This is a genomic window from Cupriavidus sp. KK10 (genome assembly GCF_018223725.1).
Lineage (GTDB): Bacteria > Pseudomonadota > Gammaproteobacteria > Burkholderiales > Burkholderiaceae > Cupriavidus > Cupriavidus necator.
The window spans coordinates 3,233,230-3,247,909 of the sequence record NZ_CP073677.1 but is presented as its reverse complement, the minus strand read 5'-3'; the positions used below and the strand labels follow the sequence as shown (position 1 = coordinate 3,247,909).

The following is a 14,680-nucleotide window of genomic DNA, read 5'->3' as shown; positions in this document are numbered from 1 at the left end:
GTCACTCCCCCTGGATGCCAAGTTCGCGGATCAGTTTGCCATAGCGGTCGGCATCGCGGCGCAGGATGGTGCCGAACTGCTGCGGTGTCGATGTGGTCGTTTCGACGCCGATGGCATTCATCTTCGCCTTCACCTCGGGCATCGACATGACGGCATTGATCTCGCGGTTCAGGCGCGCGGTCAGGTCGGCCGGCATCCCCTTCGGGCCGAAGGCGCCGTACCAGACCGCCAGCTCGTAGCCGGGCAGGGTCTCTGCCACCGTAGCCACGTTGGGCAGCAGCGGTGAGCGCCTGGACTCCGTCACGGCGAGCAGGCGCAGCTTGCCAGCCCTCACATGCGGCAGCGTCTGGGTGCCGGCCGAGAAGAGCAGCTGTGTCTGGCCCGCGACCGTGTCGACCACGGCTGGCGCTCCCCCCTTGTACGGGACGTGCAGCAGCTGGACGCCGGCCAGCTTTTCGAACAGCGCGGCGCTCAGGTGGTTGGTGGAACCAGAGCCGGCGCTGGCATAGGCCAGCTTGCCGGGATTGGCCTTTGCGTAGGCGATCAGTTCCTTCACGTTCTGCGCGGGCACCGACGGGTGCACCACCATTGTGTTGGTCACATACGCCAGCAGCCCCAGCGGGGTGAAATCCTCGACGCCCCGAAACGGCATGTTCTGCATCAGCGCAGGGTTCATGGCGTGCGTGCTCATTGAACCGACCAGCAGGGTGTAGCCGTCGGGCTTGGCACGGGCGACCATGGCGGAGCCGATGTTGCCCGAGGCACCCGGCTTGTTGTCGACGATCACCGGCTGGCCGAGCGAGCGGGTCAGGTGCTCGGACAGCACGCGCGCCAGGATATCCGTCGAGCCGCCCGCCGCCCAAGGCACGATCAGCGTAATCGGCTTTTGCGGATAGGCTTCGCTTGCCTGGGCAAGCCCGGCGACGCCAAGCGCCAGCACGACGATGCCGCGCAGCAGGGATTTCACGACGCACTTCATGGGTTTTCTCCTTGATGTCTGGCCTGGCTGTCAGGTACAGCCGGCCTTTAATGGTTGCCGTTCAGCGTCCGACCGCGTAGCCCTGCATGCCGCGCGGGTTCGCCCCGGCACGCAGCACGAGCCGGCCGCGGGGGTCCCGCTCGCGCGAGCAGGCGGACATGCGCCCCTCCGACCAGGGCTCGCCAATACGCACTTCGTGGCCGAGCTCACGCAGTGCAGCCAGGGTCGCCTCGGGAAAGCGCGATTCGACGCTGATGCGGTTGAGCACCGTCTGGCGCGGCCAGAATGATGCCGGGAAATGATCGATGTGCCAGGCCGGCGCGTCGATTGCCTCCTGCAGGTTCATGCCGTGGACGGCATGGCGCAGGAAGAACGCCAGCGACCACTGGTCTTGCTGGTCGCCGCCCGGCGTGCCGAACACCATGTATGGCTCGCCGTCGCGCAGCGCCAGCGATGGCGACAGCGTGGTGCAGGGCCGCTGGCCGGGTGCGAGGGTGTTGGGCAGGCCGGGCTCCAGCCAGGTCATCTGCAGGCGGGTATTGAGGGCAAAGCCCAGCGACGGAATGGTCGGGCTCGACGACAGCCAGCCGCCCGACGGCGTCGCCGCGACCATATTGCCGTGGCGGTCGATCACGTCGATATGGCAGGTATCGCCGACAAAGATTTCTTGCTCGGCCCATTCAGCTACCGGCGGCAGTTCGGCAAAGGTCGGCTCGCCCACGCCGAAGCGCACGTCGGCGCGCTGCAGCGTGCGCTCGGCCGCGGCCAGGTCGGGCAGGCGCGGTGCCATGCCGTTCACCATGCCCGGGTCAAGCGACAACGCCGCACGTGTGCCGATGCGTTGCGCGCGCGCCGCCAGGTAGCCATCGTCGAGCAGCGCCGCCAGCGGGCTCGGCGCAAAATGCGGATCGCCATACCACGCCAGCCGGTCGGCCATGGCCAGCTTGGTGGCCTCGGCAATGCGGTGCACGAATTCCGGCGAGTCTGGCGCGTGCTGCTCCAGAGCGGCGTGGCGCAGCATGCCCAGCTGCTGCAGGAACACCGGCCCCTGGCTCCAGACGCCACACTTGGCCACGGTGTAGCGGCCGAAGTCCAGCGTGACCGGGGCCTCGATCTCCGGCGCCCAGCTGGCCATGTCGTCGTAGCGCAGCAGGCCGGTGTGCTTGTCGCCGGTGGTATCGCGCACCGGCGTATTGCGGCAGTACGCGTCGATCTCCTGCGCGACGAAGCCGCGGTACCAGCAGTCCAGCGCCGCATCGATCTGGCCGGTGCGGGTGTCGCTGTGGCGCTGGGCCTCCTCGATGATGCGGGTGTAGGTGGCGGCCAGCGCCGGCAGCGTATGCAGGCTGCCGGGGCGCGGCACCTTGCCGTCCGGCAGCCACGTCCGTGCCGAGCTTTGCCACTCGTCGCGGAACAGTGCCTGCACCGCCAGGATCGCGCGCGAGATGCGCGGCACCAGCGGGAAGCCGTCGCGGGCATAGCCGATGGCGGGCGCCAGCACGTCGGCCAGCGACCACGTGCCGTGCTCGCGCAGCATCGTCAGCCACGCACCGAAGGCCCCGGGCACGGCGGCAGGTATCAGGCCGATGCCGGGCACCAGGTCCAGGCCCATGGCGCGCAGCGCGCCCGGATCGGCCAGCGCCGGGGCCGGGCCCTGGCCGCAGACAGTGCGCATGGCGCGTTCGCGCTCGTTCCAGTAGACGATCGGCACTTCGCCGCCGGGGCCGTTCAGGTGAGGCTCGACCACCTGCAGCACAAAGCCGGCGGCGACAGCGGCGTCGAAGGCGTTGCCGCCGCGCTCGAGCACGCCCATGGCGGTCTGCGTCGCCAGCCAGTGCGTGGAGGCGGCGACGCCAAAGGTGCCAACGATCTCGGGACGGGTGGTGAACATGGCTTGCAGCTCCTGTGATGCTAGCCAGTATAGGATTGGCGAATAACCAGCAGTGCCTCTTTGGTTATTGTGGTATTACCATCCGGTAATGCGACTTGCTCCTCCATTGCAGGAAGGCCCCGTGTCTATCGCCCCCGACAAGCTGGTCCACAACCTGGTGTCCCGCCTGCGCCTCAGGCACCTGCCGCTGCTGCTGGCGCTGGAGCGCCAGCGCTCGGTGTCGCGGGTGGCTGCCGAGCTCAACCTGTCGCAGCCGGCCGTCACCAAGACCCTGCGCGAGATTGAAGACATCTTCATGGCGCCGCTGTTCACCCGCACCCGGCGCGGACTGGAGCCCACGCCCACCGGCCGTGCGGTGCTGGCGCATGCCAGGCTGACGCTGTCCGATGCCGATGCGCTGGGGCGCGAACTGGCAGCGATCGAGTCCGGGCTGTCGGGCCGGCTGCGCATCGGCGTGATTCCGTACATCAGCCGCAGCGTGCTCGACGCCGCCTGCACCTTCGGCCTGGCCCAGACACCGCGGATCTCGGTGCTGGTACGCGAAGGCACCACCGACGAACTGGTCAGCGCACTGCGCGAGCACGAACTGGACTGCGTGGTGGCGCGCACTTTCTATGCGCCGGGCGCGGACATCGCGCAGCAGCCGCTGTATCGCGAAGAACCGGCGCTGGTTGTGCCCACCGCGGCAGCGGCCCGGCTGGCGCGCGGCCCGCTCGACTGGCGCCAGCTGGCCGAGCGCGACTGGATACTGCCACCGCCCAACACGCCGATCCGGCGCACCATCAACACCATCTTTGCGGTGGCGGGGGTGGCGCAGCCCACGCCGATCGTCGAGACCTATTCGATCAAGACCATGGCTACGCTGATGCGCAAGCATCCGGCGGCAACGACCATCGTGCCGAAGGCGGTGGCCAGCGAACTGGCCGATTCCAAGGGGGCGACTGCGTTGCCGCATGCGCTTAGCTGGGATCTGCCACCGGTGGGGGTGATGTGGCGGCGGCAGGCGGTGGACGATGATGTGGTGACGGCGCTGGTTGCTTGCCTGGGGGCGTTGCGGTGGGAGGAAGAGTGAGCCGGATGGCCCATCCCACGCATCGCACGCCTCCACATCCGCGAGCCGGCTCCGACACATTCAGGCTGTCGCAGGGCCGTCTGGGGTTTCTCCCGAAATCCCTTCCTATCTACTTGTTTTAATTGCGGTTTAGGTTCGCGCGAGGGTCTCGTCTTCAACCAGCCAGCTCGCGGTGCAACGCCACGTATTCCTGCGCAAGCTTGTGGCGCGGATCCAGATGGATCATGGGGGTGGCATGCTGATGCGATTCGCGGATCTTCACCGATGCAGACAGCCGCGATTCAAGTACCGGCAGGCCCTCGCTTACCAGTTCGTCGACGAGCTTCTGCGGCAGGCTGGCTCGCGGCTGGAACTGGTTGATCACGATCCCCTCGACCTGCAGCCCGTCGTTGTGGTCCTGTTGGATTTCCTTCACGTTATCGAGCAGCGTGTAGAGGGCACGGCGCGAGAAGTCATCGCAATCGAACGGGATCAGGCAGCGCTCCACGGCGATCAGTGCGGAGCGGGTATAGAAATTCAGGGCCGGTGGCGTGTCGATGTAAATGGCGTCATAGACTGCCTCCAGTTCGAGCAAGGCGTCGCGTAGCTTGTAGATCTTGTAGCGGGACTCGAGCTTGCCGTGGAGGGAATCCAGGTCAGGATGCGCCGGCATCACATCTAGGTTCTCGAACGGCGTCGGGTGGACAAAGGACGTAAATTCCACCGGCCTGAAGTTGTAGGTCAGGGAGGTCTCGAAAAAATTGGCCGCGGTCGGACTTGCCTCCGCGGCCTGCGCGCCAAGCAGGTACTGGGTGGAGTTACCTTGTGCATCGAGGTCAATGACCAGGGTGCGCAAGCCCTCGCTGGCGCTGATCGCCGCGAGATTGCATACAATGGTCGATTTTCCGACCCCACCCTTCTGATTGAAGACGACGCGCCGCATTTGCCCCTCTGGAGAGAATCGATCCGAAAGCGGCAGCATACCTTAGCGTGAGGTTTCCGGCAGCACCCGCCCGGCTATGAAACGATATTCCAGGCCCGGGGCTCGCTGTACCATTGGTGCCTTGAGGTGGTCCCGCGCTTGCCCCTCATGGACCAGCCTTGTGCTGCACACTATGCGGCTCCCGCCATCGAAAGCATCGACATGGTTGCCGACCTTGCCCGCTCCTGGTTGACCTTCAGTGCGCCTGTGGCCGCTGCACAGGCTGCCGGCCGCCCGCTCGTGGCGCTGGAATCGACCATCATCGCCCACGGCATGCCTTACCCGGAGAACGTTCGCACTGCGCGCGAAGTGGAGGCGCTGATCCGCGACCTGGGAGCCGAGCCTGCGACGATCGCGCTGATTGGCGGACGAATCCGCATCGGGCTTTCGGACGACGAACTGGAACTGCTCGGGCGCTCGGACCGGGTGCACAAGGTGAGCCGCCGCGACCTGCCAGCCGTGCTGGCCGGTGGCGGGCTCGGCGCCACGACAGTGGCCGGCACGATGATATGTGCCGCGCTGGCGGGCATTGAGGTCTTCGTCACCGGCGGGATTGGAGGCGTGCACCGCGGTGCGCAGGAGACCTTTGACATCTCGGCCGACCTGCAGGAACTGGCCAGGACCTCGGTGGTGGTGGTCTGTGCCGGGGCGAAGTCCATCCTGGACATCGGACTCACGCTGGAATACCTGGAAACACACGGCGTGCCGGTGCTCAGCTGTGAGCAAGACAATGTTGCTGCGTTCTACACGCGCGACAGCGGCTTTCGTGCTGACTTCAGGCTGGACAACGCGGCGGAGCAGGCGCGCTTCATCCGCACCAAGTGGGACTTGGGCCTGGCGGGCGGCGTGGTGTTGAGCACACCGGTGCCGCAAGCGGCAGCGATGACGTCCGGGGAGATCGACGCGCTGACTCAGCAGGCGCTCGCCGAGGCCACGGCGCAGGGGATCACCGGCAAGGCCGTGACGCCTTTCCTGCTGGCTCGCATCAAGGCGCTGACGAGCGGACGCAGCCTGGCGACAAACATCGCGCTCGTAAAACACAACGCCGAGGTGGGGGCAAGGCTGGCGCTGGCATTGGCGGCGATCGGGCAGCCGGTCAGGTGAGCAGGTCGGCGTCCGCAGGGTGCGGGCGCGCACCTGGCAAGCTGTGTCTATGCGCCGACGTCGCCTAATCTTGTAATTTAGCGACCGGGGAGTGGAAAACTCGCCTGAAGTCGCAACGCGTACATTTTCGATCCGGGGCTGGCAGAAGGAGTCATCATCATGCGACTCTCACTGATAGTCTGCGGCGCCATGCTGGCGCTTTCGGCATGTACATTGGAGCCGGCCGGAACAGGCGCCTTTACCGTCATGGGGCCGGCCAGCTTCGATCGCACCTTCACCGCAGCCGCCGAGGCAATGCGCGACCAGGGCCTGGCGATCAGCGTCGAGGACCCGGTCAATGGCGTGGTCGTCGGCAGTCTGGATACCAGCACGGTGATGGCCGGAGTTCACCAGCAGGCAGACGGCTTCGTACGGGTGGAATTCGACGGCATGGCTGCACCTGATCCGGCGTTGATGGCGCGCATTTCGCGCAGCTACAACCGCCGCATGGGCCGCTGAAGCGCGTCAGAGGTCAGGCGATTGCTTCACTACCTCAGTTCGCTATGCGATCGAGCGCAGGCGTTCGGATCGCCGACGCGCGCTCGCATGCCATACGCCGCCCGCCGGCATTGATCGCAAAAATGACCGCCGCAAAGCCAGGAGCACAGGTAGCGCACGTTGGCCGTACGAAACAAATGTAATCGTTTGTTAATGCCGCCCGCGCAGCCCCGTATTGACAACAGATGCTTCCTTCCGCTTTGGTACGATCCCGCTCTTTCCGCAAAGCGTCCCGCCACCGTGAATCGCCGCTGTCTATTGTTTTGTCGTGAGTACTGCGCACGGTGGCTCATCCGCATCCAATCGCTGGCCGCTGCCAGCGTCACGATAGCCAGGCGCGTCTTTCCCGGCGCGCTGCGCCGGCTTCGCCACCCGACGCGACGCGGCATCATGCTGACGCTCGCCGCAGTGCCGGCGCTGTTTCTGCTGTACGTGCTGGCGCTCGTGCCGTTTACGCCGGGCATCGGCGACATCCGCAAAGCCCGCATCGACCGCCCAGCGCTGATCGTATCGGCCGACGGCAGAGTGATCGACGAATTCAAACCGGTCAATCGCGAGTGGGTATCGCTCGGGCAGATCTCGCCGCACATGGTGGCTGCATTGGTCGCCACCGAAGATCGCCGCTTTTATGAGCATTACGGGATCGACTGGCTGCGTACCGCGTCGGCCGCGCTGCATACGTTCTCTGGCGACCGGCAGGGAGGCTCGACGATCACGCAGCAGCTCGCGCGCAACCTGTATCCCGACGAAGTCGGCCGCGCGCCGACCCTCGCGCGCAAGATCAGGGAAGCGATCACGGCGCTCAAGATCGAAGCCGTGTACAGCAAGGACCAGATCCTTGAGACGTACCTGAACAATGTGCCGTTCCTGTATAACGCCTACGGCGTGGAAATGGCCGCACGCACCTACTTCGGCAAATCGGCGCATCAGCTCGACATCCTCGAAAGCGCGACACTCGTCGGCATGCTGAAGGCCAACAGCACCTACAACCCGGTCCTGAATCCCGAGCGCGCACTGGAGCGGCGAAACACGGTGCTCGGGCAGATGAACAAGTACGGCAAGCTCAAGCCCGATGCTTACTCCTGGTTGAGCCGGCAACCGCTTAACGTCAATTTCGAACTGCAGACCGCGCCACGAAGCGCGGCGCCGCATTTTTCCGCGCTGCTGCGCAAATGGCTGATCGCATGGGCCAGCCGCAATGGCTACAACATATACGCCGACGGGCTGGTCGTGCGCACGACCATGAATTACCGTCTGCAGGCGATGGCGGTGCAGGCGATGGACTGGCAGGCGAGCCAGCTGCAATGGATCGCGAACGGGGCGTGGAACGAACGCACGGGCTGTTGGCCTGGCAACGACCTGTTCCGGACGTTCATCCGGCAAACGCCCGACTATCGCGCCGCACGCGATGCTGGTCAATCGGATCAGGCGGCGCTCAGGAAACTCGGCACCAACCCGACGTTCGTCCGCGCACTCTGCCGGAGCAAGACTCAGGTCCAGGCGGGTTTTGTCGCGATCGATCCGCGCAACGGCGATATCAAGGCATGGGTCGGTAGTCGCGACTTCAGTGACGCACCGTTCGATCACGTTCAGCAGGCCCGGCGCCAGCCGGGTTCGACTTTCAAGCCGTTCGTCTACGGGGCGGCGTTCGCGGACGGCGCGCGGCCAAGCGATACGATCGTAGACCGGAACGTCGCCATTCCACTGGCCGGCCAGGCGACCTGGCGGCCTACCGACGCGGCGCCGCCCACCGACCGACCGATGACGCTGCGCGACGCGCTAGTGTATTCGCGCAACCGCGTCACCGCTCAGCTCATGCAAAAGGAACGCCCCGAGAAGGTCGCACGGCTTGCGCGCGCGATGGGCGTGCGCGACAGTCCGCTCGAAGCGGTGCCGTCGCTCGCGCTCGGCACGAGCCCGGTCACGCTCAAGGAAATGGTATCGGCGTACAGCACGATCGCGAACCGTGGCGCCTATGTCGAGCCGCGCATGGTTACCCGCATCGAGGATCACGACGGCAAGGTGCTCGCCGAATTTGCGAGCGCAGCGCCGGAGCAGGCACTGCCCGCCGCCGCCGCGCAAACGCTCGTCGATGTGATGCGCGACGTCGTTATCCGGGGCACCGGCGCAGGTATCCGGACGCGCTTCGGGATTCGCGCCGACGTGGCCGGCAAGACGGGCACCACGCAGGACAACGCGGATGGCTGGTTCATCCTGATGCATCCGCAACTGGTCGCGGGCGCGTGGGTGGGTTTTGACGATGGACGTGTGACGCTCGGCAACGACTGGGGCCAGGGCGCGCATAGCGCCCTGCCGATGGTGGGCGCGTTCTACGATATGGCGCTGCGTGCGCGGGTGATCGATCCGGACGCGCGGCTCACCCCTGAGACCAGGGCTCCTCGCAAGGTCCAGGCGCAACAGCATCGGCACTTCCTGTTCTGGAGGTTTTGACGCCGACGCTGGCGGACGCGAAATTCGCCTTCACAGCTTCCGCCGACGCAGCGCGACCCGAGCCGGTCGACCGCAGCGGCGGCCGTCCGGAACCCGGCGCGCGACGCGGTCAAGCGCGCGATGGGACAGATGCCCCAATGACGGGCGCCATCGCGCGTCGCCTCGCTCAGTCGTCGTGACGATGCTTCTTTTGGCCCTTGTGCTTGCCCCGATTGCCGTTCTTGTCGTCGCCATAGCTGTTGCGCGACACATTGCCGTTCCTGTGGTCATCGGCATAGTTGTTGCGCGACACATTGCCGCCCAGCGCCGAACCCGCTGCACCACCGGCCGCGGCACCGACGATGCCGCCGGTCCGGCCGCCCAGGGCATTGCCGGCCGCCGCGCCGGCGCCACCGCCCAGCGCGCCACCCACGACGGCGCCAGTCCGTTCCTTCTTGTTGGCAGTCACCGCGCCGCCCGCACCGCCGCCCACCGCGCCGCCGATCACGGCACCCGTGCTGCCGCCCAGTGCGCCACCGACGGCCGCGCCCGCGGCACCGCCCAGACCGCCTCCCACGGCGTTCTTCAGGTCATCGGCCAGCGCCGGTGTGGTGGCAGCGGCTAGCAGCAGGGTCAGGCACAGCGTACGAAGTGATTGTCGAGTCATGTTCTTCCTCAATAGGGGATGGTTGGCGATCCGCCGATGCAGGAGTTTACACGGGGCGGCAAGCGGCTCCGTTTGAAACTCGCAACGGTGGTCGACTACCTCCGTCGCCATGAGCCCGAGACCTGTCGCGCTGAGCCCGGAATGCTGTTGTCAGTCGATATTGGCGCAGGAAATAGCGATCCCCAGGATGGGGTCGCCACGAGCCGGAAAGCAGAAAAGCCCTTCGCAATTCGTGGAGGGCTTTGTCAATTCAGGCCGTCAGGCGGCGCAGGGCGACTATAGCGGGCGAATCTGTGACGCTTGTGGGCCTTTCTGACCTTGCGTGACTTCAAATTCCACCCTCGCGCCTTCCTCCAGCGATTTGAACCCGGTGCCCTGGATTTCGCTGTGGTGGGCAAACAAGTCCTTGCCGCCATCATCCGGCGTGATGAACCCATAACCCTTTTCACTGTTAAACCACTTCACGATGCCAGTCGCCATCTCGTCCTCGACATTTAGTGCACACAGGTTGCGTGCTGAGAAGTCCCGCCCCAGAATCGCCCCGTCGCCAGAATATGGTTGAACGCGATACGGCGCGCCGAACCCCTAGCATACCGAAGAGGAGGGCGGGCAGTATCTGCGGGTTAACCTCTGGGTGAGAGCGCTGAAGATGAGGCGGGCGAGTCGCGATACGGGCGGGGTGCGCAAATTTCCGAGCGCCGAATCCGAGGAAATCCCCCCGATCCAGGCTTACTCAGTCCAGACGGCATCGACGTCCCGCAACAGGTGTCCGGCCAGGATGTAGTCGCCAGCCTTCATGGCCTTTGTCTCCAGGGCCACCAACTCGTTGGCTGCCAGCTGGTCCAATGCAAACTGGCAGTAAAGGTTCCGTTGCCGGAAGGACACCTTCGGCCGGCTGAGGCCGGCAATGAGCGCCGCGAGGGACTTCACGGCGATGCTTTCGTGTCCGCGATACTCCACCCGTATCCCTACCTTATTACCCAGGCGCCCGAGCTCAATGGCATCCTGCCAGCCTGACTCATAGTCGAGCTCGACCAGCGCGACCCCCTCTGCCTCCAGGAGCCTGATAGCTTCCCCTTTGGTTCCAGCCCGAGCCGTTGTCATTTCTGCCTCCACTCACACCTTCCCGCGCGGGGGTCGCCGGCCTGCTTCAACGTGCTACTGAACTCAACGCCACGTCGCCCCGCTCATGACTCTTGGCTTCAGATTTGGAGTCAAGATCCTGCTTAATTCTGACGTAAGAAAAATCTAAGTCAATATAGAATCGCCCTGTAGTCCTGCTACCACCACCCGCGCAACCGCTCCGGCGACGCGGGTTTTTTTTTGACACAGAGTGGTCCTCATTCGGCCTGAAGCTCAATGCCTTTCCCCAGCAGCGGCATATTGGTAGCGGACCTCGCCGAGTGGTGCTAATGCAAGCCGTCCGGCCGGTCGGCGAATGAATGCTCCTGAACCTGGATGCATATCACGTTGCGATATTCGTCGAGCTTCCCCTGCGCACGTTTTGGCAATGGAGAAAATACTGGGGATTACGTCAGACATGCTTCCAATCATATTGAACACAAGGTGGCGAGCAACTAAGATGAACGTTCCGGGTGCGAGAACAAGCACCCGCCAGCCAGAACCTCGCGTCCGAGGCGAAACAAGCGGCCTGTGCAAACCAGGCCGGCTGTCACGGACGGTAGTGAAGTCCCGTAGCAAAAGTAAACCTACAGCTTGGGAGACGACTGTGCTGAGTCATCATGAATTCGCCACGCTTGTGCTGGTAAGCGGCAGCTCCGACCCAACGGAGCTGGACCGCGCGGATATGGATACGCTGCTCGCGTATCAACTGGTTACGCTTGAGCGCCTTGGGCCAAACCAAAGCCGCCCTCAGGTGACAATCCAGGGCTACGCTTTTCTGAAATCCCTCGGCCGAGTTCGCGCAAGGGAAGGTCAGGCTCGCCAGGCCTGCTTATGAGCGTATTGCTTTAGCTGGTAGTGACTGCGGACGTTGGCGCGCTTTCGGCTGATCGGCGTGGCCTGCCAGGGTCACAATGCAGCCATCGTTTTCCAATCGATTCACGTCCCGTCGGAGCTCTCATCGGATGGCTCAGGTGGCGGGTCGTACTTAGGAGACGCAAGATGACTCAGTGGTCCCCGAGCAATTCATGAAGGTCCAGATGGCAGGCATTGAAGCCCTGACCGGGCTGACCGGCAAGGCCTTTGAGGGCTTCGAAAAACTGCTGGAGCTGAATCTGCAAACGATGAAGACGGCGCTGGCTGATTCACGAGAAGGCGCCAGGAAAGCGCTCTCAGCCAAGGACCCGCAAGAACTGGTCGAATTGCAAATCGAGCTATTTCAACCCGCAGCCGACAATGTCTTGGCGTATCGCCGTCAACTGTACGACATCCTCGCCGCCACCCGGGCGGAGTTCGAGAAGGTCGCCGAGGTCCAATACACGGCAGGCAAGCAGGGTCTGCAAGACTTCCTTGGAAGCGTGGTGAGCCAAACGCCAGCCGGCACGGCGGCGGCGCCATTGGCTGCCTGGCAGGAGGCAGTCAACGCGACCACTACGCTCTATGAGTCGATGCAAACGACGGCAAAGCAGGCCGTGCAAGTGGCCGAGAGCAGCTTCAATACTGCTGCGCAGGTGGCCTCGAAAGGCATGCAACGTCGTGCGGCACAGGCCTCAAAGGCGGCTGCAAATTAAGTCGGCTTTGGCTCCTGGAAAGCCAGAAGAGGTGGAGCGCTGGAGGCGGCCATGTGCTTTGCACCGCCGCCGATCTCTCGCCTCCTCTGTGCCGCAGTGGGGCCGCGAAGCGCCGACCTAAACTTCCTTCGTGTCGAATATCAGCATGTCAACGCCGGCCTGGGCAAAATTGGCCAGGTCAGCTGCTGCGGCGGCGCCCTCAGGCGAAGCCATTGCCTGCCGGAGAGCCGCCAGCGAATCGAAGCTCAGCACCGCAACCAGGTGAATCGGCGAATCGCCGGCTGGGCTTGCAACCGGGCCGCTGCTGACCTCGTAGCTTCGCAGGCCGGCGATCTTCTTGGCGATCGGAACATGGGTCGAGAAGTAATAGGAATCAAACGCCGCCGTGTCCGCAGGCTTCTTGTATAGCACCATCAGCTTTGCCATCGTGGTTCCTCCAAGCGTGAGTTAGATAGAGCCCGAGCTTGCCAGTGTAGCTTCCCTGCAGCGTGTGAACCCCATTTCCGTCAGGACACGTATCGTCCGGCGCGCTTGATGCACAGCGCGCACTGCGGGTTGACCGGTGTCTTCATGCTACGATTTTCCTATCTGAATCGGAGGTCGTCATGACAATCGAAAGCTACCAGGGCTACATCGTCCGCGGCTTTGCCAAGCAGCTTGGCGACGGATCCTTCGAGGCATCCGGTGCAGTTGAGAAGGACGGCCGCATCGAGGAAGGATCGGATCCCTTGGGGTACTACCCCTCGTTTGAGCGTGCTGCGGCAGCCGGCATTGCCTGGGCGAAAGCGTGGGTAGATGATCACGGCTGAACCCCTCTGAAATCGACCCCCAGACCTACGGATTGGCAGCCTATGCGCCGCCGCAGTTGATGCCGGATGAGGCGTCTTTTGTCATGCTAGGATTCCTCGAAACGATGGGAGGTCGCCATGTCGAGCCATGCCTGGGTCGAAGAAGGGGAGTACTACTGCCACTGCACGGTCTGGAAGTCCAAATCCGGGACCTGGGATGCATCGGTATTGTTCGAGCGAAGAATCGATCACGCGAACGAGTTTGTCCCAGGCTTGCGGCACAAGATCAAAGCCTCGTTCAATAGCGAGGACGAGGCAATGACCGAAGCAATCGCTTACGCAAAGGCTTGCGTCGAGAACACCAAGACCGGCTTGTAGCCCCATGCGGCTACCCCAAATCGCTTCGATTCCTTCGCCGACTGGCTCGCCATCTCAGGCACGCTGGCGACCGGTGCTGCCGTCATCGGCGCGGGTTGACGACTACAGCTAGCTCCGCCCCCGCGCTGTGGGACACCATTTCTTACAACCGGGGGAGGTGCCCGTCGGTATCCTTGCGGCAAATTCGCCAACTGCAAGCGCAGGTCACCATGAAATCCCTATTTGTGCTCACCGTAGCCACGGCAGCACTTCTCACCGGCTGCGCCATCGCTCCCTATGATGACGGCTACTACCACGGCGGCTACTCGCGTCCCATTTACGGCGGCGGTTACTCCGATTGGGACGGCGCGAGGTACTACGGCGGCAACCGAAAGTGGGGCGGTGACTGGGATCGGGGCTGGGACCGGGACGAGAAGCGAAACAGGGGCCGTGATTGGAGCGATCGTGATAACCGCGGCTGGAACCGTGGCGGAGATCAAGGTGAAAACCGCGGCGAGAAGCGTGGATGGAATCGCGGCGATGTGCGCGCGGAGAATCGCGGCCGGGACCGGCGAGGCGAGCGTGGCGAGGACCGGGGCAATGACCGTGGCGGTAACCGCGGTGATGACCGTGGGCGGAATCGTGATGCCGACGGTGGCAACGGTCGCGGCAGAGACCGTAACAAGGATTGATGCGCCAGTCCCTGACTTCTGCCCGCATCGCAGGGCAGGCCTGCGAGCGCAGCTGCGACGCGCTGACCGATAGCACTACCCGTTGACGGAAGGAGCTCCGCCGCTTGACCAGGTGCGCGGCAAGCCTCGGCCTTTAGGCCGGAGAAGGATAGCGCGGACGCCGTCGGCGTCCTTTCGGCGGCTAATGCGGCGTCTGTTGTTGCTCAATGTATTGGCGGATGATCTCGATGGGCGCACCGCCGCAGCTCCCTGCGAAGTAAGACGGCGACCACAGCGCACCGCCCCATAGCTTCTTGCTGATGCTCGGGTAGTTCTTCTTTCGGATCATACGGCTGGATACCCCTTTCAAGCTGTTTACCAGTGCGGACACCGCGACCTTTGGCGGGTAGTTCACAAGAAGGTGAACGTGATCGTCCTCCCCATCGAACTCCACCAGTTCAGCTTCGAAATCTGCGCAAACGCCGGTAAATATATCGCGCAGGTCCTCTGCCGAATGTCATTGTCGTCGC

General features: G+C 64.1%; 15 protein-coding genes and 1 pseudogene. 8 read left to right on the top strand and 8 right to left on the bottom strand.

All coding sequences use genetic code 11. The features are described from left to right. Position 1: 1 nt before the first annotated feature. Both KB879_RS15320 and KB879_RS15315 read right to left on the bottom strand, forming a co-directional pair. Positions 2-979 (bottom strand): tripartite tricarboxylate transporter substrate binding protein, encoded by a 978-nt coding sequence (locus tag KB879_RS15320; RefSeq protein WP_013953618.1) that lies wholly within the window; start codon positions 977-979, stop codon positions 2-4. Positions 980-1,040: 61 nt separating this feature from the next. Next, positions 1,041-2,870, bottom strand: a complete 1,830-nt coding sequence (locus KB879_RS15315) for a gamma-glutamyltransferase family protein (RefSeq protein ID WP_013953617.1) — start codon at positions 2,868-2,870, stop codon at positions 1,041-1,043. A 121-nt stretch (positions 2,871-2,991) separates the two neighbouring features. Between KB879_RS15315 and KB879_RS15310 the strand changes: the two genes are divergently transcribed. Continuing rightward, positions 2,992-3,942, top strand: coding sequence for a LysR substrate-binding domain-containing protein (locus tag KB879_RS15310; protein ID WP_249221315.1), 951 nt, complete (start codon positions 2,992-2,994; stop codon positions 3,940-3,942). Between the two features lie 154 nt (positions 3,943-4,096). Here the strand turns inward: KB879_RS15310 and KB879_RS15305 are convergent, their stop codons facing one another. Continuing rightward, positions 4,097-4,864 (bottom strand): ParA family protein, encoded by a 768-nt coding sequence (locus KB879_RS15305; protein ID WP_013953615.1) that lies wholly within the window; start codon positions 4,862-4,864, stop codon positions 4,097-4,099. Positions 4,865-5,065: 201 nt separating this feature from the next. Here KB879_RS15305 and KB879_RS15300 point away from each other — a divergent pair, with 201 nt between their 5' ends. The 3 genes from KB879_RS15300 to KB879_RS15290 all read left to right on the top strand — a co-directional run bounded on the left by KB879_RS15300 (position 5,066) and on the right by KB879_RS15290 (position 8,995). Next, positions 5,066-6,007: a pseudouridine-5'-phosphate glycosidase gene (locus KB879_RS15300; RefSeq protein ID WP_211982007.1), complete on the top strand. Its 942-nt coding sequence runs from the start codon at positions 5,066-5,068 to the stop codon at positions 6,005-6,007. Positions 6,008-6,166: 159 nt separating this feature from the next. After that, the gene (locus KB879_RS15295) at positions 6,167-6,505 is read left to right on the top strand and encodes a hypothetical protein (protein WP_013953613.1); all 339 of its coding nucleotides are present in this window, start codon (positions 6,167-6,169) and stop codon (positions 6,503-6,505) included. A gap of 429 nt (positions 6,506-6,934) precedes the next feature. Continuing rightward, positions 6,935-8,995, top strand: a complete 2,061-nt coding sequence (locus tag KB879_RS15290) for a penicillin-binding protein 1A (RefSeq protein WP_249221314.1) — start codon at positions 6,935-6,937, stop codon at positions 8,993-8,995. Between the two features lie 166 nt (positions 8,996-9,161). On the opposite strand, the gene KB879_RS15285 is transcribed toward KB879_RS15290, so the two are convergent. The 3 genes from KB879_RS15285 to KB879_RS15275 form a co-directional block, all read right to left on the bottom strand. Then, positions 9,162-9,641 (bottom strand): hypothetical protein, encoded by a 480-nt coding sequence (locus tag KB879_RS15285; RefSeq protein ID WP_013953611.1) that lies wholly within the window; start codon positions 9,639-9,641, stop codon positions 9,162-9,164. 276 nt (positions 9,642-9,917) lie between these two features. Continuing rightward, complete coding sequence (locus tag KB879_RS15280) at positions 9,918-10,121, bottom strand: cold-shock protein (protein WP_013953610.1); 204 nt, start codon at positions 10,119-10,121, stop codon at positions 9,918-9,920. A gap of 249 nt (positions 10,122-10,370) precedes the next feature. Beyond that, positions 10,371-10,745, bottom strand: a complete 375-nt coding sequence (locus tag KB879_RS15275; protein WP_010812735.1) for a hypothetical protein — start codon at positions 10,743-10,745, stop codon at positions 10,371-10,373. Between the two features lie 1,046 nt (positions 10,746-11,791). Here KB879_RS15275 and phaP4 point away from each other — a divergent pair. Then, positions 11,792-12,334: a TIGR01841 family phasin PhaP4 gene (gene phaP4 / locus KB879_RS15270; RefSeq protein WP_211982003.1), complete on the top strand. Its 543-nt coding sequence runs from the start codon at positions 11,792-11,794 to the stop codon at positions 12,332-12,334. A 117-nt stretch (positions 12,335-12,451) separates the two neighbouring features. On the opposite strand, the gene KB879_RS15265 is transcribed toward phaP4, so the two are convergent. After that, complete coding sequence (locus KB879_RS15265; RefSeq protein ID WP_013953608.1) at positions 12,452-12,760, bottom strand: EthD family reductase; 309 nt, start codon at positions 12,758-12,760, stop codon at positions 12,452-12,454. A 179-nt stretch (positions 12,761-12,939) separates the two neighbouring features. Between KB879_RS15265 and KB879_RS15260 the strand changes: the two genes are divergently transcribed. The 3 genes from KB879_RS15260 to KB879_RS15250 all read left to right on the top strand — a co-directional run bounded on the left by KB879_RS15260 (position 12,940) and on the right by KB879_RS15250 (position 14,171). Beyond that, positions 12,940-13,143: a hypothetical protein gene (locus tag KB879_RS15260; protein ID WP_010812739.1), complete on the top strand. Its 204-nt coding sequence runs from the start codon at positions 12,940-12,942 to the stop codon at positions 13,141-13,143. A 117-nt stretch (positions 13,144-13,260) separates the two neighbouring features. Beyond that, on the top strand, positions 13,261-13,500 hold the full coding sequence (locus tag KB879_RS15255) for a hypothetical protein (protein WP_013953606.1): 240 nt from the start codon (positions 13,261-13,263) through the stop codon (positions 13,498-13,500). 209 nt (positions 13,501-13,709) lie between these two features. After that, positions 13,710-14,171, top strand: coding sequence for a transposase (locus tag KB879_RS15250; protein WP_013953605.1), 462 nt, complete (start codon positions 13,710-13,712; stop codon positions 14,169-14,171). A 181-nt stretch (positions 14,172-14,352) separates the two neighbouring features. Here KB879_RS15250 and tnpA read toward each other — a convergent pair. Beyond that, positions 14,353-14,652 (bottom strand): annotated as a pseudogene (tnpA, locus tag KB879_RS15245) (IS200/IS605 family transposase); the annotation flags it as partial. Between the last annotated feature and the right edge of the window lie 28 nt (positions 14,653-14,680).

Coding starts and splice junctions, on each gene's coding strand:
- KB879_RS15320 (WP_013953618.1), bottom strand. CDS start 979: ATGAAGTGCGTCGTGAAATCCCTGCTGCGCGGCATCGTCGTGCTGGCG.
- KB879_RS15315 (WP_013953617.1), bottom strand. CDS start 2,870: ATGTTCACCACCCGTCCCGAGATCGTTGGCACCTTTGGCGTCGCCGCC.
- KB879_RS15305 (WP_013953615.1), bottom strand. CDS start 4,864: ATGCGGCGCGTCGTCTTCAATCAGAAGGGTGGGGTCGGAAAATCGACC.
- KB879_RS15300 (WP_211982007.1), top strand. CDS start 5,066: ATGGTTGCCGACCTTGCCCGCTCCTGGTTGACCTTCAGTGCGCCTGTG.
- KB879_RS15295 (WP_013953613.1), top strand. CDS start 6,167: ATGCGACTCTCACTGATAGTCTGCGGCGCCATGCTGGCGCTTTCGGCA.
- KB879_RS15290 (WP_249221314.1), top strand. CDS start 6,935: ATGCTGACGCTCGCCGCAGTGCCGGCGCTGTTTCTGCTGTACGTGCTG.
- KB879_RS15285 (WP_013953611.1), bottom strand. CDS start 9,641: ATGACTCGACAATCACTTCGTACGCTGTGCCTGACCCTGCTGCTAGCC.
- KB879_RS15280 (WP_013953610.1), bottom strand. CDS start 10,121: ATGGCGACTGGCATCGTGAAGTGGTTTAACAGTGAAAAGGGTTATGGG.
- KB879_RS15275 (WP_010812735.1), bottom strand. CDS start 10,745: ATGACAACGGCTCGGGCTGGAACCAAAGGGGAAGCTATCAGGCTCCTG.
- phaP4 (WP_211982003.1), top strand. CDS start 11,792: ATGAAGGTCCAGATGGCAGGCATTGAAGCCCTGACCGGGCTGACCGGC.
- KB879_RS15265 (WP_013953608.1), bottom strand. CDS start 12,760: ATGGCAAAGCTGATGGTGCTATACAAGAAGCCTGCGGACACGGCGGCG.
- KB879_RS15260 (WP_010812739.1), top strand. CDS start 12,940: ATGACAATCGAAAGCTACCAGGGCTACATCGTCCGCGGCTTTGCCAAG.
- KB879_RS15255 (WP_013953606.1), top strand. CDS start 13,261: ATGTCGAGCCATGCCTGGGTCGAAGAAGGGGAGTACTACTGCCACTGC.
- KB879_RS15250 (WP_013953605.1), top strand. CDS start 13,710: ATGAAATCCCTATTTGTGCTCACCGTAGCCACGGCAGCACTTCTCACC.